Genomic DNA, 22,502 nt, shown 5'->3' with positions numbered 1-22,502 from the left:
TCATTGCCTGATTTCCGATGTTCCCTGGTTGCCGGCCTGCGGCCGGCACTACCGCAGGGCATCCACGCATGGCGTGGATCTACTGCAGATCGCAGAAATCTGTCGAAGGCGGGGTGGGTCCGGTGGCGGGGGTGTCCGCGGCATGGATGCCGCGGCCAAGCCCCCAGGGACGGGTTTACGGCGTCCCCCGCCACCGGATCCACCCCGCCATCCCACGGGAACCCAGCTTTTGCTTTGGCAGTTGCTGTTGCTGTTGCTGTTGCCGTTGCCGTTGCCCTGGCTTCGGCGGGTGCCGGGCGCCGCCCGGCCAGAGCCCTTCCCCCGCTTCCGGTACAATGTCGGGCCCGTTTCCCAACTACGGTTCCCCGGACATGATGGTCCTCGAGGGCGCGCCCGCCCTGTCGCCGTTCCGCCGCGAACGTCTTGAATCCCGCCTGCAGTCCATCGCTCCCTCCCTGCGCATCAGCGGTGCCTGGCACGTCTACTTCGTGCAGCCCGAAGGCAGCGCCGTCCCCGACCTGGCCACCCTGTGCCGCATCCTCGAAGCCGCGCCGCAGGCCGACGCCGTGGCCGAGGGCGCGGTCAGCCGCATTGTGGTGCCGCGCCTGGGCACGCTGTCGCCGTGGTCGAGCAAGGCCACCGAACTGGTCCGCGGTGCGGGCCAGCCGGTCAGCCGGGTCGAGCGTGGCCTGCGCATCGATGTGCAGGGCTGGCCGGCCGATGCTGCCGCCCAGCAGGCGCTGGTCAAGGCGTTGCACGACCCGATGACGCAGTCGGTGCTGGAGACCGTGGCAGAGGGCCAGGCGCTGTTCTCGGCACCGGCCCGCGGTGAACTGGAACGCGTGCCGGTGGACCAGCTGGAGGCCGCCAACCAGCGCCTCGGCCTGGCCATGGCCCAGGACGAGATCGACTACCTGCGCGAACGCTTCACCGCGCTCGGCCGCTCGCCGTCGGACGTCGAACTGATGATGTTCGCGCAGGCCAATTCCGAGCACTGCCGCCACAAGATCTTCAACGCCAGCTGGACCATCGACGGCCAGGAACAGGACCGCTCGCTGTTCCGGATGATCAAGAACACCCACCAGCAGACCCCGCAGCACACGCTCAGCGCGTACAGCGATAATGCTGCGGTGATCGAAGGCCATCCGGCCTCGCGCTACCGCCCGGATCCGGCCAGCGGCGAATACCGACGCGAGCCGCAGGTGCCCAGCGCGTTCCAGATCAAGGTGGAAACGCACAACCATCCGACCGCGATCGCGCCGTTCCCGGGCGCATCGACCGGCAACGGTGGCGAGATCCGCGACGAAGGTGCGACCGGCCGCGGCGGCAAGCCGAAGGCCGGCCTGTCCGGTTTCTCGGTCTCGCACCTGCGCATTCCCGAGCTGCCGCAGCCGTGGGAAGCGCCGCGCGCGCTGAACCCGCGCATGGCACCGGCACTGGAAATCATGACCGACGGCCCGCTTGGTGGCGCCGCGTTCAACAACGAATTCGGCCGCCCGAACCTGCTCGGCTACTTCCGCAGCTTCGAGCTGCCCGAAGGTGCTGATCTGGTGCGCGCCTACGACAAGCCGATCATGCTGGCCGGTGGCCTCGGCGCCATCGACCGCATCCAGGTCGAGAAGATCCCGCTGCAGGCCGGTGATGCGGTCATCGTGCTGGGTGGCCCGGCGATGCTGATCGGCCTGGGCGGCGGCGCCGCCAGTTCGGTGGCCTCCGGCGAAAGCGCCGAGGACCTGGACTTCGCCAGCGTGCAGCGCGACAACCCGGAAATGGAACGTCGCTGCCAGGAGGTCATCGACCGCTGCGTGGCGATGGGTGCCAACAACCCGATCAAGTTCTTCCACGACGTCGGTGCCGGTGGCCTGTCCAATGCCATTCCCGAACTGCTGCACGACTCCAAGGTCGGCGGCGTCATCGACCTGGGCAAGGTACCCACCGATGATCCGTCGCTGTCGCCGATGCAGCTGTGGTGCAACGAGTCGCAGGAGCGCTACGTGCTTGGTGTCGCGCAGGAGCGCCTGGCCGAATTCGCCGCGCTGTGCGCGCGCGAGCGCTGCCCGTTCGCTGCAGTCGGCGTAGCCACCGCCGAGGAACACCTGGTGGTGGCCTACGGTGCGGTGCCGGGCCACACCCCGGCCGATGCGCCGATCGACCTGCCCATGGACGTGCTGTTCGGCAAGCCGCCGAAGATGCACCGCGACACCGCGCACCCGCCGGCGCCGCGCTGGCCGGCGCTGAAGACCGGTGGCCTGGACCTGCACGAGGCCGGCCTGCGCGTGCTGGCGCACCCGACCGTGGCCTCGAAGAACTTCCTGGTCACCATCGGTGACCGCAGCGTCGGCGGCCTGACCGCGCGCGAACAGATGGTCGGCCCGTGGCAGCTGCCGGTGGCCGATGTGGCGATCACCCTGGCCGACTTCGATGGCGTGTCCGGCGAAGCGATGTCGATCGGTGAGCGCACCCCGCTGGCCCTGCTCGATGCGGCCGCTTCGGCGCGCATGGCGGTGGGCGAAGCACTGACCAACCTGTGCGCGGCGCCGGTCGACGCACTGGATGAGATCAAGCTGTCGGCGAACTGGATGGCCGCCGCCGGCCACCCGGGCGAGGACGCGCTGCTGTACGACGCGGTCAAGGCCGTGGGCATGGAGCTGTGCCCGCAGCTGGATATCAGCATCCCGGTGGGCAAGGATTCGCTGTCGATGCAGGCGCAGTGGCACGACCAGGGCGAAGCACACAAGAGCGTGTCGCCGGTGTCGCTGGTGATCTCGGCGTTCGCGCCGGTCGCCGACGTGCGCCAGCAGCTGACCCCGCTGCTCGACCGTGAGGTGGAGAGCGAGCTGTGGCTGATCGGCCTCGGTGCCGGCAAGCAGCGCCTGGGCGGTTCGATCCTGGCCCAGGTACATGCCGACCACGGCGATCTGCCGGCCTTTGCCGGTGCCGCCCCGGACCTGGACGACCCACAGCGCCTGCGTGGCTTCTTCGAACTGATCCGCGATGCGCGCCAGTCCGGCCTGCTGCTGGCCTACCACGACCGCAGCGACGGTGGTGCCTTCGCCGCACTGTGCGAAATGGCCTTCACCTCGCGCCTGGGCCTGGACATCACCCTCGATGCCTGGGGCGATGATCCGTTCCGCAGCCTGTTCAATGAAGAACTGGGCGCAGTGGTGCAGATCGCGCGCGAGGACCGCGCCGCGTTCGCCGATCTGGTCGAGCGCCACGCACTGACCGAGTGCGCGCAGCGCATCGCCAAGCCGACCACCGCGCCGGTGGTGCGCGTGTCGCTGGGTGGCGAGAACCTGGCCGAATGGCGGTGGGATGCGCTGTTCGATGCCTGGTGGTCGGTCACCCACGCGATGCAGAAGCGCCGCGACAACCCGGCCAATGCCGATGCCGAGCGTGAAGTCGCCCGCGCCTTCAACGCACCGGGCCTGAAGCCCAAGCTCAGCTTCGACCTCAACGAAGATGTCGCCGCGCCGTTCATCAGTACCGGTGCGCGTCCGCGCGTGGCGGTGCTGCGCGAACAGGGTGTCAACGGCCAGATCGAAATGGCCAACATCTTCGAACGTGCCGGCTTCCGCGCGTTCGATGTGCATATGAGCGACCTGATCGAAGGCCGCGTGGCGCTGCAGGACTTCACCGGCCTGGTCGCCTGCGGCGGCTTCAGCTATGGCGACGTGCTCGGTGCCGGCCGTGGCTGGGCGACCTCGATCCTGGAGCGCAGCGCGCTGCGTGATGCGTTCGCTGCGTTCTTCGCCCGCGAAGACAGCTTCGCGCTGGGCGTGTGCAACGGCTGCCAGATGATGAGCCAGCTGAAGAACATCATCCCCGGTGCCGAGCACTGGCCGCAGTTCCGCCGCAATGCCAGCGAGCAGTTCGAAGCCCGCACCGCGCTGCTGGAGGTGGTGGAGTCGCCGTCGATCCTGTTGCGCGGCATGGCCGGTTCGCGCCTGCAGGTGGCGGTGGCGCATGGCGAAGGCCAGGCGGTGTTTGACAACGCCGTCGACCAGGCCGCGGCCCGTGTCTCGCTGCGCTACATCGATGGCCACGGCAACGTTGCCAGCCAGTACCCGCTGAACCCGAACGGCTCGCCGGACGGCATCACCGGCCTGACCAGCAGCGATGGCCGCGTCACCATCATGATGCCGCACCCGGAGCGCACCCCGCGCGCGCTCAACCTGAGCTGGGCGCCGGCCGAATGGCAGGGTGATTCGCCGTGGATGCGCATGTTCCGCAACGCGCGGGTGTGGTGCGGCTGACGGCGCAACCGTCGCGCACGCCACAATGCGATGAGGTACGGAAAACCCGGCAGGCGACAGTCGGGTTTTTCTTTGGATGGGCAGAAATACCTGCCGCAACCATCAGTTACATGCGTTTACAGGGCGCCGGTGGTTCGTCACCCAGCCCTAACAAAATCACTTTATAAACAGGTGAAATAGTGAACTGCTTCACGGCAATAGGATTTGCCGTGTCAAAGTCTTGACGATCTGGAAAGTTGCCGTTAACACTTGAAGCCCGTTACAGAATCATTCATTTCGCAGTAACCGGTTGGCGCACGCGCTCGGTTTTCTGTCGCTGCGCGCCGTTCGGCAATACCCCGCAGTAAATCACGCGAATAAACGCCCCCAGGGGACGTTGGGCCGGAAAGCCCAGCGGTGGCGTTGCTTTGCCCAAAACCAGTCCAATCAGGAGCCGTACCGATGAATCGGATTTATCGCAAGGTCTGGAACAAAGCATTGGGTCAGTGGGTGGTGGCTTCGGAACTGGCCTCCTCCGACAGCAGCAGCGGTGGGGTCGTCGACCAGCGCCGCGATGCGACACGAGCCACGCCCGCATTGCTGGCAGTGGCGCTGGGCCTGGTATTGGGATTGGGCATGAGCGGCACCGCCGCGGCACAGTCGGTGCAGATCGGCGGCAGCGCCACCTGCGTCGCTTTCAGCGGCAAGCTGCTGGAAAAGTGCCTGATCGAGGGCTCGGCCACGGCCAAGGGCAGCAACGCCGTTGCGATTGGCAGCAACAGCAATGCCAGTGCCGCCAACAGCGTGGCGCTGGGCGCCGGTTCCAAGGCCACGCGGGCCAACACCGTGTCCGTCGGTGATGCTGGCAAGGAACGGCAGATTACCAACGTCGCGGCGGGCGCCCAGGCGACCGATGCGGTGAACAAGGCGCAGCTCGATGCGCAGGCACGGGCCACGCAGGCCGCGATTGCCGACGTTGCAGCAGACGGCAGCCGCTATTTCAAGGCCGACGGCGCAGGCGATGACAGCGACGCGGCGAGGATCGACGGGCAGGGCGCATTGGCGGCCGGTGCCGGTGCGCAGTCGCTGGCCAATGCCACCACTGCCATCGGTACCCAGGCCATCGCCGCCGGCATCGGCGCCAGCGCGTTCGGCCAGGGCGCATTGGCCATTGGCGATGCCAGCGTCGTGGTCGGGCAGAGTGCTGCGGCCTTCGGCCTGGGCGACACCGCCGTGGGTGCCAGTGCCTATGCGGCCAGCGAGAACGGCGCGGCCACCGCGCTCGGCGCGTTGTCCGAAGCCACCGCTGATGGTGCCACCGCTGTCGGTGGCGGCGCCGTGGCGATGGGCCCGGGCAGCACCGCACTGGGTCGCGGCGCGACCGCCGCCAACGAAGCTTCGATTGCGGTCGGCGCGTTCAGCACCGCCGTGGGTGAATACAGCACCGCGCTGGGCTCCAATTCGGCGGCGGTGGCCACCGGCAGCGTGGCGCTGGGCGCCGGCTCGCTGGCCGACCGTGTCGATACCGTGTCGGTCGGTGCTGCCGCGTATGGCCTGACCCGGCAGATCACCAGCGTGGCTGCCGGTACCGAAGACACCGATGCCGTCAACGTGGGCCAGCTGAAGGACGTGGCCGCCGTGGCCGATGCCACCGCCAAGCGCTTCCAGGCCAACGGCAGCAGCAACAGCGATGCCGGTGCGCTGGCCGAGGGTGATGAGGCGCTGGCTGCAGGCGAAGCGGCCAACGCGATCGGCAAGGGCGCCACCGCCGTGGGTGCCGGTGCCACCGCCGTCGCGCAGAACGCCACCGCCGTCGGCAACAACGCACTGGCCTCGGGCCAGAACAGCGCGGCGTTCGGCAACAATGCGCAGGCCAACGGCCCGGGCAGCGTCGCCGTTGGCGGTGCTGCGGTCGATGCCGATGGCAATCCGCTGATCACCAGTGGCGGTGTGCCGGTGGAAACCGGCGCCACCAGTGCCGGTGTCGGTGGCACCGCCGTGGGCGCCAGTGCCGATGCCGGTGGTTTCGCCGCGTCGGCCTATGGCGTGGGCGCGTATGCCGCCGGTGCGCAGTCGTCCGCGTTCGGCGCGGTCGCCAATGCCATCGGTGACTACTCCACCGCGCTGGGCACGCAGAGCAACGCCACCGGTACCAGCAGCGTGGCCATCGGTGGCCCGGCCGACCTGATTCCCGGCCTGGGCTTCTTCGTGCAGACCCAGGCCAGTGGCGAAGCCGCAACCGCGGTCGGTGCCGGCGCCATCGCCAGCGGCGACCGCGCGGTGGCCAACGGCAGCCTGACCGAAGCCTCCGGCGCCGAAGCGACTGCGGTCGGCTACTTCGCCTACGCACCGGGCGAGAACGCCAGCGCGCTCGGTGCGCAGACCTGGGCCAGCGGCGCGCAGAGCACGGCGGTGGGCTACTACGCCACCGCGCGGGGCGCCAACAGTGTTGCACTCGGCGCGAACTCCGAAGCGGTGCGCGCCAACAGCGTGGCGGTGGGCAGTGCCGGCAACGAACGGCAGATCACCAGCGTTGCCGCCGGCAGCGAAGCCACCGATGCGGTGAACAAGGCACAGCTGGACGCGGTGGCCAGCACCGCCGACAGCACCGCGCGCTTCTTCCAGGCGCAGCCGGAAGCGGGCAGCGATGCCGGCGCACTGGCCGAAGGTGAAGGCGCGGTTGCCGCCGGTTCGTCGAGCAATGCGATCGGTGCCGGCGCGGTTGCACAGGGCGCTGCCGCCTCGGCGATCGGTGATGACAGCGTGGCGGTCGGCCGCAACAGCAACGCCACCGGCAAGGGCGGCGTGGCGATCGGTGGCCTCGGCCAGGCCTACGACGAGTACAACCAGCCGATCATCGGTGCCGACGGCACGGCGCAGCAGGTGGGTACCACCGCCGTTGCCGACGGTACGGCGGTCGGCAGCGGTGCACAGGCCACCGGAGCCGCCAGCAACGCCTTCGGAAGTGCCGCCAGGGCCAGCGGTGACAACAGCTTCGCCGCGGGCGGCAAGTCGCGCGCGACCGGCGCCTATGCGGTGGCGGTGGGTGACAGTGCGTTTGCCAGCAGCGACGACAGCACCGCTGTCGGCGGCTACAGCTGGGCCACGGCCAGCGGCGCCAGCGCCTTCGGTTCCGGCGCGTGGGCCACCGCCACCAACGCCTCGGCCTTCGGCAACGCGGCCTGGGCCAGCGGCAGCGGTGCAACCTCCATCGGTTACAACAGCTGGGCCAACGGCGCCAGTTCCACTGCGGTGGGGCGCGGCGCCTTCGGCTATGGCGACAACAGCGTGGCGCTGGGCTTCCAGGCGCTGGGCAACAGCCTCAACAGCATCGCCATCGGCACCAACACGGTGGCCGGTGGTGAAAGCGCGATCGCGCTCGGCGCCGGCAGCAATGCCAGCGCCAGCAATGCCGTCGCGCTGGGCGCAGGTTCAGTGGCCAACCGTGCCCGCACGGTGTCGGTCGGCAGCGCCGGCAACGAACGCCAGGTCACCAACGTGGCTGCTGGCACGCAGGCCACCGATGCAGTGAACAAGGCGCAGCTGGATGCGGTGGCGAGCACCGCCAGCACCACCAGCCGCTTCTTCCAGGCCAGCGGCAACGGCGACGATGTGGCCGGTGCGTTGGTGGAGGGGGACAACGCGCTGGCGGCGGGCGACGCGGCCAACGCCATCGGCAATGGCGCCACCGCGCTGGGCAGCGGTGCCAATGCGCTGGCCAACAATGCGCAGGCGATTGGCTTCAACGCATTGGCGACCGCGGCCAACGCCAGCGCGGTGGGTGCCAACGCACAGGCCACCGGCGAGTACGCCACCGCGCACGGTGCGGAAAGCGAGGCCAGCGGCGAGCAGAGCGCCGCTTTCGGTGCCGCCAGCATCGCCAGCGGCGCCGGCAGCACGGCCAACGGTGTGCTGTCCGAAGCGTCCGGCGAAGAAGCCGTGGCCGTGGGCTACTTCAGCAATGCCAGTGGCGATGCGGCAACTGCCGTGGGCAGCGAAAGCGTGGCCAGCGGTACCGCATCGGCGGCATTCGGCATCGGCGCCGAGGCCACCGGTGGCTACAGCACCGCCATCGGTGGCTACGCGCAGGCTTCGGCCTTCAATGCCACCGCGTTCGGCAACTTCGCCAATGCCTCCGGCTCCAACAGCGTGGCACTGGGCGGCGATTCGGAAGCGTCCGGTGCCTACAGCACGGCAACCGGCCAGGGCAGCCTGGCCACCGGTACCAACAGCGTCGCCGTCGGTGGCTCGTTGTTCGGTGTGCTGGCCACCGAGGCCTCGGGCAACTACTCCACCGCGGTGGGTGGTGGCGCCTGGTCGGGTGGCATCAACAGCACCGCGTTGGGCAACGCCGCCGAATCGCGCGGCGCCAACAGCGTGGCGCTGGGTGCGGACTCGATTGCAGACCGTGACAACACCGTTTCGGTGGGCGGGGGCGGCAACACCCGCCAGATCACCAACGTAGCCGACGGTACGCAGGGCAACGACGCGGTCAACAAGAACCAGCTCGATGCGGTTGCCGCTGCTGCGGAAAAAACCAGCAGGCAGTTCCAGGCCAGCGGCAATGCCGATGGCGAAACCGGCGCACTGGTCGAGGGCGACAACGCACTGGCGGCCGGTGATGCGGCCAATGCCATCGGCAACGGTGCCACCGCACTCGGCAGCGGTGCCAATGCGCTGGCTGCCAATGCCACGGCCGTCGGTATCGATGCGCTGGCCACCGGCAACAACGCAGCGGCGCTGGGCAGTACCGCACAGGCCACCGGTGAAGACAGCCTGGCCCTGGGCAGTGGCGCCAGCGCCAGCGAGCTGGGTGCCAGCGCCACCGGCGCACGTGCTCAGGCCAGTGGTGCCTACAGCACCGCAACCGGCACCGAGTCCAACGCCAGCGGCACGCAGGCACTGGCCAGTGGCTTCCGCAGCGCCGCGTCCGCTGATGGCACCACCGCTGTCGGCGGCTATGCCGAAGCCAGCGGCCGCCTCGGTACCGCGCTCGGCTATGGATCGGCGGCCAGTGGTGCCAACACCACGGCGGTCGGCTTCGGCGCGGCCGCGGCCGGTACCGGTGCGGTGGCCGTGGGCCAGTCCAGCGAAGCCAGTGGCGAGGAGAGCGTCGCCATTGGCGGCAGCACCTTCTTCGGCCTGATCCCGTCGCGTGCCAGCGGTACTGGCGCCGCGGCATTCGGCGCAGGTGCGTGGGCCACCGAAGACTACGCCACCGCCATCGGCTGGAATTCGTGGGCGGCTGGCAGCAGCGCCACTGCACTCGGTGCCAATGCCACCGCCAACGGCAGCAACAGCGTCGCTCTCGGTGCGGGCTCCAAGGCGGACCGCGACAACACCGTTGCCGTCGGCAAGGCCGGTGGCGAACGCCAGGTGACCCATGTTGCCGCCGGCACCGAAGCCACCGACGCGGTGAACAAGGGCCAGCTGGATGCAGTGGCCACGGTTGCCGACAAGACCAGCCGCCAGTTCCAGGCCAGTGGCAACGCCGATGGCGAGGCCGGTGCACTGGTCGACGGTGACAACGCCCTGGCCGCCGGCAATGCGGCCAACGCCATCGGCAACGGCGCTACCGCGCTGGGCAGTGGTGCCAACGCGATGGCCGCCAATGCCACCGCAGTCGGCTTCGATGCACTGGCCACCGGCAACAACGCCGCGGCGCTGGGCAATGCTGCACAGGCCAGTGGCGTCGACAGCGTGGCGGTGGGCAGCGGTGCCAGCGCCAGCGAACTCGGCGCCAGTGCCAGCGGTGCCGGCGCCCAGGCCAAGGGCGCCTACAGCACCGCCAGCGGCGCGCAGGCCACGGCCAGTGGCACGCAGTCGCAGGCCAGCGGCTTCCGCGCCAATGCGTCGGCCGATGGCGCCTCGGCACTGGGCAGCTATGCCGAAGCCAGCGGTCGTCTCGGTACGGCAGTCGGCTACGGCAGCAAGGCCACTGGCGCGAATGCCACTGCGGTGGGTGTCAGTGCCAACGCCTCGGCCGCCGGCAGCATTGCACTTGGTGCCGGCTCGGTGGCCGATCGTGCCAACACCGTGTCGGTCGGCAGTGCCAGCACCGACCGCCAGATCACCCGGGTCGCTGCGGGTACCGAGCGTACCGATGCGGTCAACCGCGGCCAGCTCGATGCAGTGGCGGCGACCGCCGACGGCACCGCGCGCTACCTCAAGGCCACCGGCAGTGGTACCGCCAGTGCCAGCGGCAGCGATGCCACGGCCATCGGTTCGGCGGCCAGTGCCAGCGGCGCACGCAGCAACGCCGTGGGCGCCAACGCGATGGCGATCGGCAATGGCGCGCTGGCACTGGGTAACAGCGCCGGTGCATCCGGTGCCAACTCGGTGGCGCTGGGCGCAGGGTCACGTGCACTTGATGCCAACGTGGTCTCGGTCGGCGGCGGCAATGGCACCGATGGCCCGGCGACGCGCCGCATCGTCAACGTGGCTGATGGCCGCATCGGTGCAGGCAGCACCGACGCAATCACCGGCTCGCAGCTCAACGTCACCAACCAGCGTGTCGGTGCGGTGGAGACCCGCGTGGGCGATTTCGATTCGCGCATCGCCACGGTCGAAACCACCGCAGCCAGCGCGGTCAGCTACGACGATGCCAGCCGTGACCGCCTGACCCTGTCCGGCTTCCAGGGCACCACGCTCGACAACGTCGGCGCGGGCAGCATCGCCGCTGGCAGCCGCCAGGCCATCAATGGTGGCCAGCTGTTCCAGTCGCTCAGCGACGCCGCCAGCTTCCTCGGTGGCGGTGCCAGCGTGGGCATGCAGGGGGTGTTCGTGGCGCCGAACTACGTGATCCAGGGGGCGACCTACAGCAATGTCGGCGATGCGCTGGGTGCGCTGGATCGCAAGGTCAGCGAAATCGACCGTCGTACCGCCGGTGGCACGCGCGCCGGAACCGCCAGCCTGCGCGCGATGAGTGCGCCGCTGGAGGACGGTGCGCAGGCCAGTGTCGCCGATGCACGGGTGATGGCGGACGCAGCACCGGCCAGCACCGCGCGTGTGCAGGGTACGCCGACCGCGGCTGCGGCGGGTGCCGGCATTCCGGTGGGTACCCCGGCGAGCGGCTTCAATGCAGTTGCCATGGGAGACGGCGCCGTTGCCAGTGGCGCCTCGTCCACCGCCATCGGCCAGGGTGCCAATGCCAGCGCAGCGAACGCGGTGGCGCTGGGCCAGGGCTCGGTCGCCGACCGCGCCAACACGGTGTCGGTCGGTAGCGAAGGCAATGAGCGCCAGGTGACCAACGTGGCGGCCGGTACCACGGCCACCGACGCGGTCAACAAGGGCCAGCTCGATCGTGGCATGGCCACCGCCAACAGCTACACCGACAGCCGTGTCCAGGCCGTCGCCGACAGCTTCGATGTGTTCAAGGGCGAGATCGATGGGCGCCTGCGTCACATGGACCGCCGCATCGACCGTCAGGGCGCGATGAGCGCCGCGATGCTCAACATGGCCACCAGTGCCGCCGGTATCCGCACCCAGAACCGGGTCGGTGTCGGCATCGGCTTCCAGGGTGGCGAATCGGCATTGTCGCTGGGTTACCAGCGTGCGATCAGCGATCGCGCCACGGTCACCTTCGGCGGTGCCTTCAGCAGCGATGACAGCTCGGTCGGCGTCGGTGCCGGCTTCGGCTGGTAAGCCCGTCCATTGCGCCGGCGGCCACCCACGCCGGCGCAGCACCTGCAGTGAGGGCCTGGGGGGAGGTCACGGCAATCCCGGCTGGGCCGGCCGGGAGTCGTCAAGGAATGATGGCCGCAGTGTTGGTTCGATCCATGACCCAGAAGAGGAATTTCGACGTGATCAAGAAGCAGAACCTTCGCATCAATGTGCTTGCCGCCGCCGTGCTGTCGATGACGGCCGTCGGTGCCGTCCACGCCGCCGGGTTGCCGACCCATGAGCCGGTGCGCCAGGCCAGCACCGCCCAACCGGGGGCCGAGCGCATCATCGTCAAGTACCGGGCCGGGGCTGCCGCCGCCAGCGACCGCTCGGCCAAGCTGTCTACAGTGCAGTCGGCGCTGACCCGTGCCAGCCTGTCCGGCGGCACCTCCCGCGCCAGCACGCTCGGCCCGCAGGTGGTGCGCAGGCTCGCCACCGGCGCGGACCTGATCCGCGTGCAGGGCCGCCTGGCCCCGGCCGAACTGCAGCGCGTGCTGAAGGAACTGCAGGCCGACCCGTCGGTGCAGTACGCCGAAGCGGACGTGAAGCTGCGCCGCACCGAGCTGCGTGCCGGCGACGTGCAGCCGGCACTGGTGCCGAACGATCCCTTCTATCAGCAGAACCAGTGGCACCTGCACAACGCGGTCGGCGGCATCAACGCACCGGCGGCGTGGGACGTTTCGCAGGGCGAGGGCATCGTGGTGGCGGTGATCGACACCGGCATCCTGCCGCAGCATCCGGACCTGGTCGGCAACCTGCTGGAAGGCTACGACTTCATCAGCGACGCGGAGACCTCGCGCCGCCCGACCAATGATCGCGTACCCGGTGCGCAGGACTATGGCGACTGGGTCGAAAACGATAACGAGTGTTACAACGGCTCGCTGGCCGAGGACAGTTCCTGGCACGGCACGCACGTCGCCGGCACCGTGGCCGAGCAGACCAACAACGGCGTCGGCATGGCCGGTGTCGCCTTCAAGGCCAAGGTGCTTCCGGTGCGCGTGCTGGGCAAGTGTGGCGGTTACCTGTCCGACATCGCCGACGCCGTGGTGTGGGCATCCGGCGGCACCGTATCGGGCATCCCGGCCAACACCAACCCGGCCGAGATCATCAACATGAGCCTGGGCGGCAGCGGCGCCTGCGGCAGCACCTATCAGGACGCGATCAACGGCGCCATCTCGCGCGGTACCACGGTGGTGGTGGCCGCCGGCAACGAGACCGACAACGCATCCAAGTACCGGCCGGCCAGCTGCGAAGGCGTGGTGACCGTGGGCGCGACCCGCATCACCGGCGGCATCACCTATTACTCGAACTACGGCACCCGCGTGGACCTGTCCGGTCCGGGTGGCGGCGGCAGTGTCGACGGCAACCCGGGGGGCTACATCTGGCAGACCGGTTCCAATGCAGCGACCACGCCGGAGTCGGGCACGCCGGGCTACATGGGGATGGGCGGTACCTCGATGGCCTCGCCGCATGTGGCAGCCGTTGCCGCACTGGTGCAGAGCGCGCTGATCGCCAAAGGCAAGGATCCGCTGACCCCGGCCGCGATGCGCACCCTGCTGAAGGAAACCGCGCGTCCGTTCCCGGTCGCCATTCCGGCAGCGACCCCGATCGGTACCGGCATCCTTGACGCCAAGGCTGCGCTGGCCAAGGCACTGGAAGAACCCTGCACCGAAAATTGCGGGCCGGTGGCGACGCCTTTGACCAACAAGGCGGCGGTGGGTGGCCTGAACGGCGCTGCCGCCAGCAGCAGGCTGTACAGCTTCGAGGCCGTGGCCGGCAAGCAGCTCAGCGTGATCACCTACGGCGGTACCGGCAACGTCTCGGTCTACCTGGCGCAGGGCCGCGAGCCGAGTGCCACCGACAACGATGCGCGTTCGACCCGCCCGGGCACCTCGGAAACGGTGCGGGTGACGGCACCGGCCGCCGGCACCTACTACATCAAGGTGGTAGGCGAGGCGGCGTACAACGGCGTGAGCATCCTTGCCACGCAGTAAACACCTGCCGACGTAGTTGAATGGCCGAGGCCCGTCATCCTGTGTGACGGGCTTCGTCTTTTTACGAAAGGTGGCCGAGGGGCGGCGGAAATCACGGCTTAACTGCTAAAGTCGGAGCGATTGACAGGAGAGTCACGTGAACGCGCTCGCCGCAACCGTTACCGACGACGCCGAAGGCCGCATCCTGGATGCGCTGCTGGCGCGTGGCCGGCTCAAGGAAGGAGACCTGGCGCGCGCGCGGCCGCTGCATGCCGAAGCCGGCGGCAGCCTGCTCGGCCTGCTGGTGCGGTTGGGGCTGGTTTCCGAGCGCGACCAGGCGCAGGCCAGCGCCGAGGTGCTGGGCCTGCCGCTGCTGGAGGGCAAGCAGGTACCCGAAGCCCCGCCGCAGGCGCTGGCCGACGGCCTGCCGCTGTCGCTGCGTTTCCTGAAGCAGTTCCACGTATGCCCGCTGGAATTGAATGAACAGGGCGTCCGGCTGTGGCTGGCCGACGCCCACGACGCCTACCCGCAGCAGGCCGTGCAGCTGGCGCTGGGGGTTCCGGTGACGCCGGTGCTGGGCATGCGCGCGGAGATCGACGATCTGGTCGAACGCTGGTTCGGCCAGGGCCGCAGTGCGATGGGCGCGATCGTGGAAACCGCCGACGGCGAGGGCGGCGCGGTCGACGACATCGAGCACCTGCGCGATCTTGCCTCGGAAGCGCCGGTGATCCGCCTGGTCAACCTGGTGATCCAGCGTGCGGTGGAACTGCGTGCTTCGGACATCCACGTCGAACCCTTCGAAAGCCGGCTCAAGGTGCGTTACCGCGTCGATGGCGTGCTGGTGGAGGGCGAAAGCCCGCCGGCCAACCTGACCGCGGCGGTGATCAGCCGCATCAAGATCATGGCCCGGCTCAACATCGCCGAACGCCGCCTGCCGCAGGACGGCCGGATCATGCTGCGCGTGCAGGGCAAGGAACTGGACCTGCGCGTAAGCACCGTACCGACCGCGCATGGCGAGAGCGTGGTGATGCGCCTGCTCGACCGCGAAACGGTGGTATTCGATTTCCATCGGCTCGGCTTTACCGATGCCTTCCTGCCGCAGTTCCGCAAGGTGCTGGAACAACCGCACGGCATCCTGCTGGTCACCGGCCCGACCGGTTCAGGCAAGACCACCACGCTGTATACCGCGCTCAGCCAGCTCAACACCGCCGACGTCAAGATCATCACCGTCGAAGACCCGGTCGAATACCAGATCGAGGGCATCAACCAGATCCAGGCCAAGCCGCAGATCGGCCTGGATTTCGCCAACGCCCTGCGCAGCATCGTGCGCCAGGACCCGGACATCATCATGATCGGTGAAATGCGCGATCTGGAAACCGCGCGCATCGCCATCCAGTCGGCGCTGACCGGCCACCTGGTGCTGTCCACCCTGCACACCAACAATGCGGCCGGCGGCATCACCCGCCTGCTCGACATGGGCGTGGAAGACTACCTGCTCACCTCCACCATCAACGGCATCCTGGCCCAGCGCCTGGTGCGCCGGCTGGAGCCGACCCACGCCGAGCGCTACGCAGCCTCGCCGGAAGAGATCGAACGCTTCGAGCTGCGCCGCCTGCAGCCCGAAGGCCCGATCCACCTGTTCCGCCCCAGGCCCTCGGCGCTGGCGCCGACCGGTTACCTCGGCCGCACCACCATCATGGAATTCCTGGTGATGAACGATGCGCTGCGGCGGGCGGTGATGCGCCGTGACGGCATGGGCGAGATCGAGCGCATCGCGCGCGAAGCCGGCATGCGCACCATGTACGAAGATGGCCTGTCCAAGGCGCTGAGCGGGCAGACCACCATCGAGGAAGTGCTGCGCGTGACCGAGGAAAGCTGATGCGCGCAGGACGCCGGGGCTGACATGCCGACCTATCGCTACAGGGCACTCAATCCGCACGGCGAGATCTTCGACGGGCAGATGGAAGCGGCCAGCGAGGCCGAACTGGTCGCGCGCCTGCAGGACCAGGGCCACCTGCCGATGGAAACGCAGTTGGCCGATGGTGGCGCGATCGGTGGCAGCAGCTGGCGCAACCTGCTGCGCCAGCGCCCGCTGCAGGGCGCCGCGCTGCTGCAGTTCACCCAGCAGCTGGCGACCCTGCTCGGTGCCGGCCAGCCGTTGGACCGCGCGCTGTCGATCCTGCTCGGGTTGCCCGAGGATGAACGATCGCGTCGCGCCATCACCGACATCCGCGACGTGGTGCGCGGCGGTGCGCCGCTGTCCACCGCGCTGGAACGCCAGCACGGCCTGTTTTCGCGCCTGTACGTGAACATGGTGCGTGCCGGCGAAGCCGGCGGCAGCCTGCATGAAACCCTGCAACGCCTGGCCGATTACCTGGAACGCAGCCGCGCGCTGCAGGGCAAGGTGATCAATGCGCTGGTCTATCCGGCGATCCTGCTGGTGGTGGTAGGTGGCGCGCTGTTGTTCCTGCTCGGCTACGTGGTGCCGCAGTTCGCGCAGATGTACGAAAGCCTGGACGTGGCGCTGCCGTGGTTCACCAACGCGGTGCTGCAACTGGGCTTGTTCGTGCGCGACTGGTGGGTGCTGCTGCTGGTGGTGCCGGCCGTGCTCGCGCTGTTCTTCGAACGCAAGGCCCGGCAACCGGCCTTCCGCCTGGCCTTGGATGGCTGGCTGCTGCAGCGGCGCGGCATCGGCCGCCTGCTGGGTGAACTGGAAACCGCACGGCTTGCGCGCACGCTGGGCACGCTGCTGCGCAATGGCGTGCCGCTGCTGGGTGCGCTGGGCATCGCCCGCAACGTGCTGGGCAACCGTGCGCTGGCCGCCGATGTCGAAGCGGCGGCCGATGAAGTGAAGAATGGTGCCGGCCTGTCGCTGGCGCTGTCACGCGGCAAGCGCTTCCCGCGCCTGGCCCTGCAGATGATCCAGGTCGGCGAGGAATCCGGTGCGCTCGATACCATGCTGCTGAAGGCCGCCGATACGTTTGAACAGGACAGCGCCCGGCGCATCGACCGGCTGCTGGCGGCGATGGTGCCGGCGATCACCCTGGTGCTGGCCTCGGTGGTCGGTGCGGTGATCGTGGCGGTGCTGGTGCCGCTGTATGACCTGACCAATGCCATCGGTTGACGATGGATCCCTACGCAACCCCGACACTCCGCAACCGAAAGGACCGACCATGATTGCTTCCCGTCGACCGATCCGCCTTTCCTTCACCGCCGCGCGCAACCAGTCGGGCATGAGCCTGCTGGAAATCATCATCGTCATCGTGCTGATCGGCGCGGTGCTGACCCTGGTCGCCAGCCGCGTGCTGGGCGGCGCCGATCGCGGCAAGGCCAACATCGCCAAGGCCCAGGTGCAGACCGTCGCGTCCAAGATCGACAATTACCAGATCGACACCGGCAAGCTGCCGGGATCGCTCAACGATCTGGTGACCGCACCGGCCGGCGTCGGCGGCTGGCTGGGGCCGTACGCCAAGCCAGCCGACCTGAACGACCCGTGGGGCCATGCGCTGGAATACCGCGCGCCGGGCGAAGGCCAGCCTTACGAACTGGTCAGCCTGGGCAAGGACGGCAAGGCCGGCGGCAGCAGCGTCGACGCCGACATCCGCTACCAGCCCTGATCCTGCATGACGTATTTCCTGCCGCGCCGGCTGCCACGCCCGCGCCTGCACGGCAGGCGCGCAGCGGGACTGTCGCTGCTGGAAATGCTGCTGGTGATCGCGCTGATCGCGGCCATCGGGCTGATCACCGCCGCCGGGCTGTCGCGGGGGGTCTCCGGCATGCAGCTGCGCAGTGCCGGCAAGGACATCGCCAACCAGCTGCGCATGGTGCGCGCGCAGGCGATCGCCCGCGGCGAGCCGCAGCGCTTCGTCATCGAACCGGCGCGACGCCGCTGGGAAGGCGCCAACCAGCGCGTGGGTGAAGTGCCGCCACAGCTGCAGGTGCAGTTCGAAGGCGCCGCGCAGCTGGCCACGGCGCCGGGGCAGGGCGTGATCGAGTTCCATCCGGATGGCGGTTCCAGCGGTGGCCGCATCCGCCTGCAGCGCGACGCCGCCGAATGGCGCATCGATGTCGGCTGGTTGACCGGCGAAGTCCGTTCCGGCCCCTGGCGCGAACAATGAAGCGCAGCGCACGTGGCTTCACCTTGCTGGAAGTGATCATCGCCTTCGCCCTGCTCGGGTTGGCGCTGACCCTGCTGTTGGGAAGTCTCTCCGGTGGTGCGAAGCAGGTACGCGAGGCCGAGGTGCGTACGCGTGCGGTGCTGCATGCGCAGTCGCTGCTGGCCGAAGCCGGTGTGACCTCGCCGTTGCAGGTCGGCAGCCAGCAGGGTGACTGGGAGCAGGGGCGCTACCACTGGGAACTGCAGGTGCAGCCCTGGGTGGAGCCGCGAGCCGGCAACCAGGCACAAACGCAGGCACCGGGGATGCCGTGGCTGGCCGAACTGCAGCTGCAGGTGCGCTGGGGCGACAGCGAACGCGAGCAGCTTCGCTGGCGCAGCCTGCGCCTGTTGCCGCCGGACCTGGAGAACGCGCGATGAAGCGCGGCGCCGCAGGCTTCACCCTGGTGGAAGTGATGCTGGCTACGGTACTGCTGGCCGGGGGCCTGGCGCTGGCGTTCGCCAGCGTGCGCTCGGCGATGGCGGTCAGCCAGCGCGGCGAGCAGATCGCCGCCGAGAGCGAGCGCATGCGCGCGGTGGAAACGCTGTTGCGGCGGCAGCTGTCCGCGGCGCTGCGTACGCCGCTGGAAGCGCCGGACCCCACCCGCGAGCCGATCTTCTTCCAGGGCGAAGAGCAGCGCATGCTGTTCGCGGCCGATCTGCCGGGCTACCTCGGCCGCGGCGGTGCCTACCTGCACGCGCTGCAGGTGGAAGGCCGCAGCGGCCAGCAGCGCCTGCTGCTGGACCTGGTGCTGCTGCAGGAAGGCGAGCACATCGCTGAAAACCCGCCGCGTCCGCCGGAGGTGCTGGTGGACAACCTGAAGTCGGTGCAGCTGCGCTACCGCGGCATCGATGCCAGCACCGGCCAGGTGACCGACTGGATGCCACGCTGGGACGACACGCGGCGCCTGCCGATGCTGGTGGAGATCCAGATCGTGCCGGCCAAGGGCACGCCCTGGCCGGCGCTGGTGGTGGCGCCGCGCGCCGGTGGCAGCGGAGGTGCGCGATGATCCGGGTGCGGGGCGCGGCGCTGGTGCTGGTGCTGTGGCTGATCGCACTGATGACGGCGCTGGTGGGAGCGTTCGCGCTGAGCGCGCGTGTCGAGCACCTGCAGCAGCAGGTACTCGATGGCGACGCGCGGGGCCAGGAACGCGCACGCGCGGGCATGGAATATGCGCTGATGCGCCTGTCCGCCGACCCGCAGCGGGCACCCTGGCGCGCCGATGGCCGCACCTATCGCTGGCAGTTCGATGACGCCAGCATCGAGATCACGGTGCTCGACGAGAACGGCAAGATCAATCTGAACCTGGCCGACGTGGCACTGCTGGAGGCGTTCCTGAAGGCGCTGGGCGAGGAAGACGGCAGTGCCCGGCAGCTGGCCGGGGCCATCGTCGACTGGCGTGACGAAGACAGCCTGCTGCAGCCCGGCGGCGGCGCCGAGGCGCCCGACTACGCCGCGGCGGGGCTGCCGTACGGCCCGCGCAACAGACGTTTCGAGACCCTGGGCGAGCTGCAGCGGGTGCTGGGCATGCGCGGTCCGCTGTACCGGGCCATGCTTCCGCACCTGACCCTGTACAGCCGCCAGTCGCGGCCGGATCCGCAGTTTGCCAGCGCGCCGGTGCTTACCGCATTGGGCCTGGATGCGGACACGCTGCTGGCCCAGCGCGCCCAGCAGGAGCGTGACGCCGATTCCGCTGCGGGTGCGTCAACGCTTGCCAGCAGCAGTGGCACCTATAGTATCGAGTCCCGTGTCACCGACGGCAGTGGACGCCGGTCAGTGCTGCAGGCAGTGGTACGCAATGGCTCGGGCGGGGTTCCCGGGCGGACCTACACAGTGCTTCGCTGGGAGCAGGGAATGACAGCAAAATGACGGCGTGGCAGGACAGTCTGCGACAGGTGCAGGGCCGGATCGGTCCTGGCGCCGGCCGTTTCCTGCGCTGGTGGCGGCAGTCGTTGCTGGCCTGGGTGCCGGTTCGTTGGCAGTGGGCGCTGGGTTGGGCGCAGGCACGCCTGCTGCTGCAGCGTGAGGGCGACCAGCTGCAGGTCTGGCGCGAGGCCGGTGAGCGCCGTGAGTCCGTGGCGCGGCTGCCGTGGCCACTGTCGCCGGCCGAGCTGGACCGGGTCCTGGAAGCGCGCCTGCGCAGCCTGCCGCGCGTGTGGCTGCTGCCTGCCAGCGATGTGCTGCGTCGCCATCTGCGGTTGCCGGCCGCCGCCGCCGACCGCCTGCGTGCGGTGGTCGGCTTCGAGATCGACCGCCAGACGCCGTTCGAATCCAGCCAGGTCAGCTATGACGTGCGCGAGGTCGGAGCGGCCGGCGAGGGCCAGCTGCAGGTCGAACTGGTGGCGTGGCCGCTGCGCCAGCTGGACGCCTGGCGCGGCAGCGTGGGCCCCTGGGCCGATGCGTTGGCCGGTGTCGATGCCATCGACGCGCAGGGCAACACGCTGCAGGTGAACCTGCTGCCGCCCGCGCAGCGCCAGCTGCAGGCCGATCCGATGCGGCGCTGGAACCTGCTGCTGGGCGTGGCTGCCGTGGTGATGCTGGTGCTTGCCGGCCTGCAACTGCTGGACAACCGACGCGCAGCGGCCGACGAACTGCGTGCCCAGGTGGAACGCAGCGCGCGCAGTGCGCGCAGCGTGGCCAGTGAACGCGCGCAGCTGCAGGCGCTGATCGACGGTGCCGCGTTCCTGGAAAAGCAGCGCAGCCAGCGCGCGGGCACGGTGGACATCTGGACCGAGTTGACCCGGCGCCTGCCGGAGGGCACCTATCTGGAAAAGCTCGCCATCGAGAACAACAACCTGCAGCTGATCGGGCTCAGCCGCGAGGCCTCGCAGCTGGTGCAGCTGCTGCAGGACGCACCGCAGTGGCGCAAGGTCAATCTGACCGGTGTATTGCAGGCCGACGGCGCTGCCAGTGGCCGTGATCGTTTCACCATGACCGCGGAACTGCAGCCGTTGCCGGCGGCTGCCCCGACCCGGGAGGCGGCCGATGCCGATGCCAAGCGCACGCCGTGACCGCTGGCTGGCGCTGGCACTGCTGCTGGCAGTGCTGGGCCTGGCCTACCTGTTGCTGGTGCACCCGTGGTTCACCCAGCCCCTGCGCGAGATCGATGCCGATGTCGCGGCGCTGCGCGAGCGCGACGCGCGCGTGCAGGCGCAGCTGCAGCAGCAGCCGCAGATCGAACAGCGCCTGCGCGCCACCCGCGAAGCGTTGCAGCAGCGCCCCGGTTTCCTGCGCGAAGCCACTGCCGAAGCCGCCGCTGCCGCGCTGGGTGCAAAGCTGCAGGATGCAGTGGCGATGGCCAGCCCGGGCAACCGCAGCTGCACCATCAGCAACCGTACGCCGCTGACCGACAACCGGCGCGATGCCGAGTTCGTGCGTGTCGCCATGCAGGTGCGCCTGCGCTGTGGCGTCGCCGAGCTGGCCACGGTGCTGCACAGCCTGGAGACCGGCAGCCCGCGCCTGTTCGTCGACAACCTCAACCTGATCGCGCAGCGCTTCCAGCAGTCACCGAACGAATCCGGCCTGGGCCTGGATGTGTCATTCGAGCTGGCGGGCTACCTGTTGCCGGGTGCGGCGACCGACGCGGCCACGCCGGCCCCGGCGGCCGAACCGGTCGTGCAGCCGCAGCCGTCGCCAGCGGCCGCGGCGCCCGCCCCGGCGGCGCCGGCCGAGGGGCAGGAGGTGGCCGATGAAACTTGAGCAGATCAGCCTGCGCACCGGCTTCCTGCTGGCGTTGGCGGGTTGGGCGGCGGCGGTCTGGCTGGCCACCGGCTTCGGCCTTGGCAGCCAGTTGCCCGGCGCCGACGGCGATGCGGATGCAGCGCCGTCGTTGCCGGCACTGCCCGCCCTGGCCGCCGAGCGCATGGCCAGCGCAGACAGCTACAGCGCGATCGGCGAACGCCCGCTGTTCGCCGAAGACCGCAGGCCGCGGCCCTACCTGCTCGGTGGCAGCGAGCCAGCCGCCAGCGCGGCCCTGCGCCTGACCGGCGTGCTGATGACCGGCAATTTCAGCATGGCCACCTTCACTACCGAACAGAACCGCTCGGTGCGGCTGCGCCTCAACGGTGACGCCGTGGATGGCTGGCAGCTGGTGGCGCTGGAACCGCGCCGGGCCACGGTGATCGGCCCCGGTGGCAGCCAGGTGCTGGAACTGGCGGTGTTCAACGGCCAGGGCGGTGAACCACCGACCGTACTGCGTGGCGCCGACGGTGCGCCGCCGGCCGGTGCGATCGTGGTACCGCCGCCGGCCGGTGCCCCGCCCGCGCCGCCCCCGGCTGCGGCAAGTGCGCAGCCAGCGGCACAGCCGGCCGTCAACGTTCCGCCAGCGGCCGCTACACCGCCTGCCAACAACAACGGCCCCAGCGAAGCGCAGATGCAGGCCATCCGCGAACGCATCCAGGCCCGTCGCCGCCAGCTGCAGCAACAACAGCAGCAACAACCGTCGCCGCCCCCAGGCGATGGCACCAACCGATAGAGTG

At 69.5% G+C, this 22,502-nt stretch carries 13 protein-coding genes; all 13 read left to right on the top strand.

Going from position 1 to position 22,502, the window contains the following annotated elements; translation table 11 throughout:
• Positions 1-371 precede the first annotated feature (371 nt).
• The 13 genes from purL to N5C18_RS10115 all read left to right on the top strand — a co-directional run bounded on the left by purL (position 372) and on the right by N5C18_RS10115 (position 22,498).
• Complete coding sequence (gene purL, locus N5C18_RS10175) at positions 372-4,256, top strand: phosphoribosylformylglycinamidine synthase (RefSeq protein WP_279944455.1); 3,885 nt, start codon at positions 372-374, stop codon at positions 4,254-4,256.
• A gap of 441 nt (positions 4,257-4,697) precedes the next feature.
• Positions 4,698-11,879 carry an ESPR-type extended signal peptide-containing protein gene (locus tag N5C18_RS10170; protein ID WP_279944454.1) on the top strand — a complete coding sequence of 2,394 codons (7,182 nt, stop codon included), beginning with the start codon at positions 4,698-4,700 and terminating at the stop codon, positions 11,877-11,879.
• A 158-nt stretch (positions 11,880-12,037) separates the two neighbouring features.
• Positions 12,038-13,891 carry a S8 family serine peptidase gene (locus N5C18_RS10165; protein WP_279944523.1) on the top strand — a complete coding sequence of 618 codons (1,854 nt, stop codon included), beginning with the start codon at positions 12,038-12,040 and terminating at the stop codon, positions 13,889-13,891.
• Between the two features lie 136 nt (positions 13,892-14,027).
• A complete protein-coding gene (gspE, locus tag N5C18_RS10160; protein WP_053448752.1) occupies positions 14,028-15,749 on the top strand; it encodes a type II secretion system ATPase GspE in 1,722 nt (573 codons plus the stop codon).
• 24 nt (positions 15,750-15,773) lie between these two features.
• The gene (locus tag N5C18_RS10155; RefSeq protein WP_164242547.1) at positions 15,774-16,994 is read left to right on the top strand and encodes a type II secretion system F family protein; all 1,221 of its coding nucleotides are present in this window, start codon (positions 15,774-15,776) and stop codon (positions 16,992-16,994) included.
• A 49-nt stretch (positions 16,995-17,043) separates the two neighbouring features.
• Positions 17,044-17,487, top strand: a complete 444-nt coding sequence (gene gspG / locus N5C18_RS10150) for a type II secretion system major pseudopilin GspG (RefSeq protein WP_004154150.1) — start codon at positions 17,044-17,046, stop codon at positions 17,485-17,487.
• Between the two features lie 6 nt (positions 17,488-17,493).
• On the top strand, positions 17,494-17,988 hold the full coding sequence (locus N5C18_RS10145; RefSeq protein WP_279944453.1) for a GspH/FimT family pseudopilin: 495 nt from the start codon (positions 17,494-17,496) through the stop codon (positions 17,986-17,988).
• Positions 17,985-18,404, top strand: coding sequence for a prepilin-type N-terminal cleavage/methylation domain-containing protein (locus tag N5C18_RS10140; protein ID WP_271260911.1), 420 nt, complete (start codon positions 17,985-17,987; stop codon positions 18,402-18,404). Before N5C18_RS10145 ends, N5C18_RS10140 begins: the two co-directional genes overlap by 4 nt.
• Positions 18,401-19,033, top strand: a complete 633-nt coding sequence (locus N5C18_RS10135; RefSeq protein ID WP_164087849.1) for a type II secretion system protein J — start codon at positions 18,401-18,403, stop codon at positions 19,031-19,033. Before N5C18_RS10140 ends, N5C18_RS10135 begins: the two co-directional genes overlap by 4 nt.
• Positions 19,030-19,893 (top strand): general secretion pathway protein GspK, encoded by an 864-nt coding sequence (locus N5C18_RS10130; protein WP_279944450.1) that lies wholly within the window; start codon positions 19,030-19,032, stop codon positions 19,891-19,893. The genes N5C18_RS10135 and N5C18_RS10130 overlap by 4 nt, the downstream gene beginning before the upstream one ends.
• A complete protein-coding gene (locus tag N5C18_RS10125) occupies positions 19,890-21,035 on the top strand; it encodes a PilN domain-containing protein (protein WP_279944449.1) in 1,146 nt (381 codons plus the stop codon). Before N5C18_RS10130 ends, N5C18_RS10125 begins: the two co-directional genes overlap by 4 nt.
• Entirely contained in the window at positions 21,016-21,723 is a 708-nt protein-coding gene (gene gspM, locus N5C18_RS10120; protein WP_279944522.1) for a type II secretion system protein GspM, read from the top strand. The genes N5C18_RS10125 and gspM overlap by 20 nt, the downstream gene beginning before the upstream one ends.
• Positions 21,713-22,498, top strand: coding sequence for a general secretion pathway protein GspN (locus tag N5C18_RS10115; protein WP_279944448.1), 786 nt, complete (start codon positions 21,713-21,715; stop codon positions 22,496-22,498). Before gspM ends, N5C18_RS10115 begins: the two co-directional genes overlap by 11 nt.
• The last annotated feature ends 4 nt before the right edge of the window (positions 22,499-22,502 follow it).

Origin of the sequence: Stenotrophomonas sp. GD03930 (assembly GCF_029839665.1) — a bacterium.
Lineage (GTDB): Bacteria > Pseudomonadota > Gammaproteobacteria > Xanthomonadales > Xanthomonadaceae > Stenotrophomonas > Stenotrophomonas forensis.
The sequence above is the reverse complement of the archived record's forward strand: the minus strand, read 5'-3'. Positions and strand labels throughout refer to the sequence as shown.

What these genes read in the sequence shown, in the direction of transcription:
- purL (WP_279944455.1), top strand. Translation starts at nt 372, where the DNA reads ATGATGGTCCTCGAGGGCGCGCCCGCCCTGTCGCCGTTCCGCCGCGAA.
- N5C18_RS10170 (WP_279944454.1), top strand. Translation starts at nt 4,698, where the DNA reads ATGAATCGGATTTATCGCAAGGTCTGGAACAAAGCATTGGGTCAGTGG.
- N5C18_RS10155 (WP_164242547.1), top strand. Translation starts at nt 15,774, where the DNA reads ATGCCGACCTATCGCTACAGGGCACTCAATCCGCACGGCGAGATCTTC.
- gspG (WP_004154150.1), top strand. Translation starts at nt 17,044, where the DNA reads ATGATTGCTTCCCGTCGACCGATCCGCCTTTCCTTCACCGCCGCGCGC.
- N5C18_RS10145 (WP_279944453.1), top strand. Translation starts at nt 17,494, where the DNA reads ATGACGTATTTCCTGCCGCGCCGGCTGCCACGCCCGCGCCTGCACGGC.
- N5C18_RS10140 (WP_271260911.1), top strand. Translation starts at nt 17,985, where the DNA reads ATGAAGCGCAGCGCACGTGGCTTCACCTTGCTGGAAGTGATCATCGCC.
- N5C18_RS10135 (WP_164087849.1), top strand. Translation starts at nt 18,401, where the DNA reads ATGAAGCGCGGCGCCGCAGGCTTCACCCTGGTGGAAGTGATGCTGGCT.
- N5C18_RS10130 (WP_279944450.1), top strand. Translation starts at nt 19,030, where the DNA reads ATGATCCGGGTGCGGGGCGCGGCGCTGGTGCTGGTGCTGTGGCTGATC.
- N5C18_RS10125 (WP_279944449.1), top strand. Translation starts at nt 19,890, where the DNA reads ATGACGGCGTGGCAGGACAGTCTGCGACAGGTGCAGGGCCGGATCGGT.
- gspM (WP_279944522.1), top strand. Translation starts at nt 21,016, where the DNA reads ATGCCAAGCGCACGCCGTGACCGCTGGCTGGCGCTGGCACTGCTGCTG.
- N5C18_RS10115 (WP_279944448.1), top strand. Translation starts at nt 21,713, where the DNA reads ATGAAACTTGAGCAGATCAGCCTGCGCACCGGCTTCCTGCTGGCGTTG.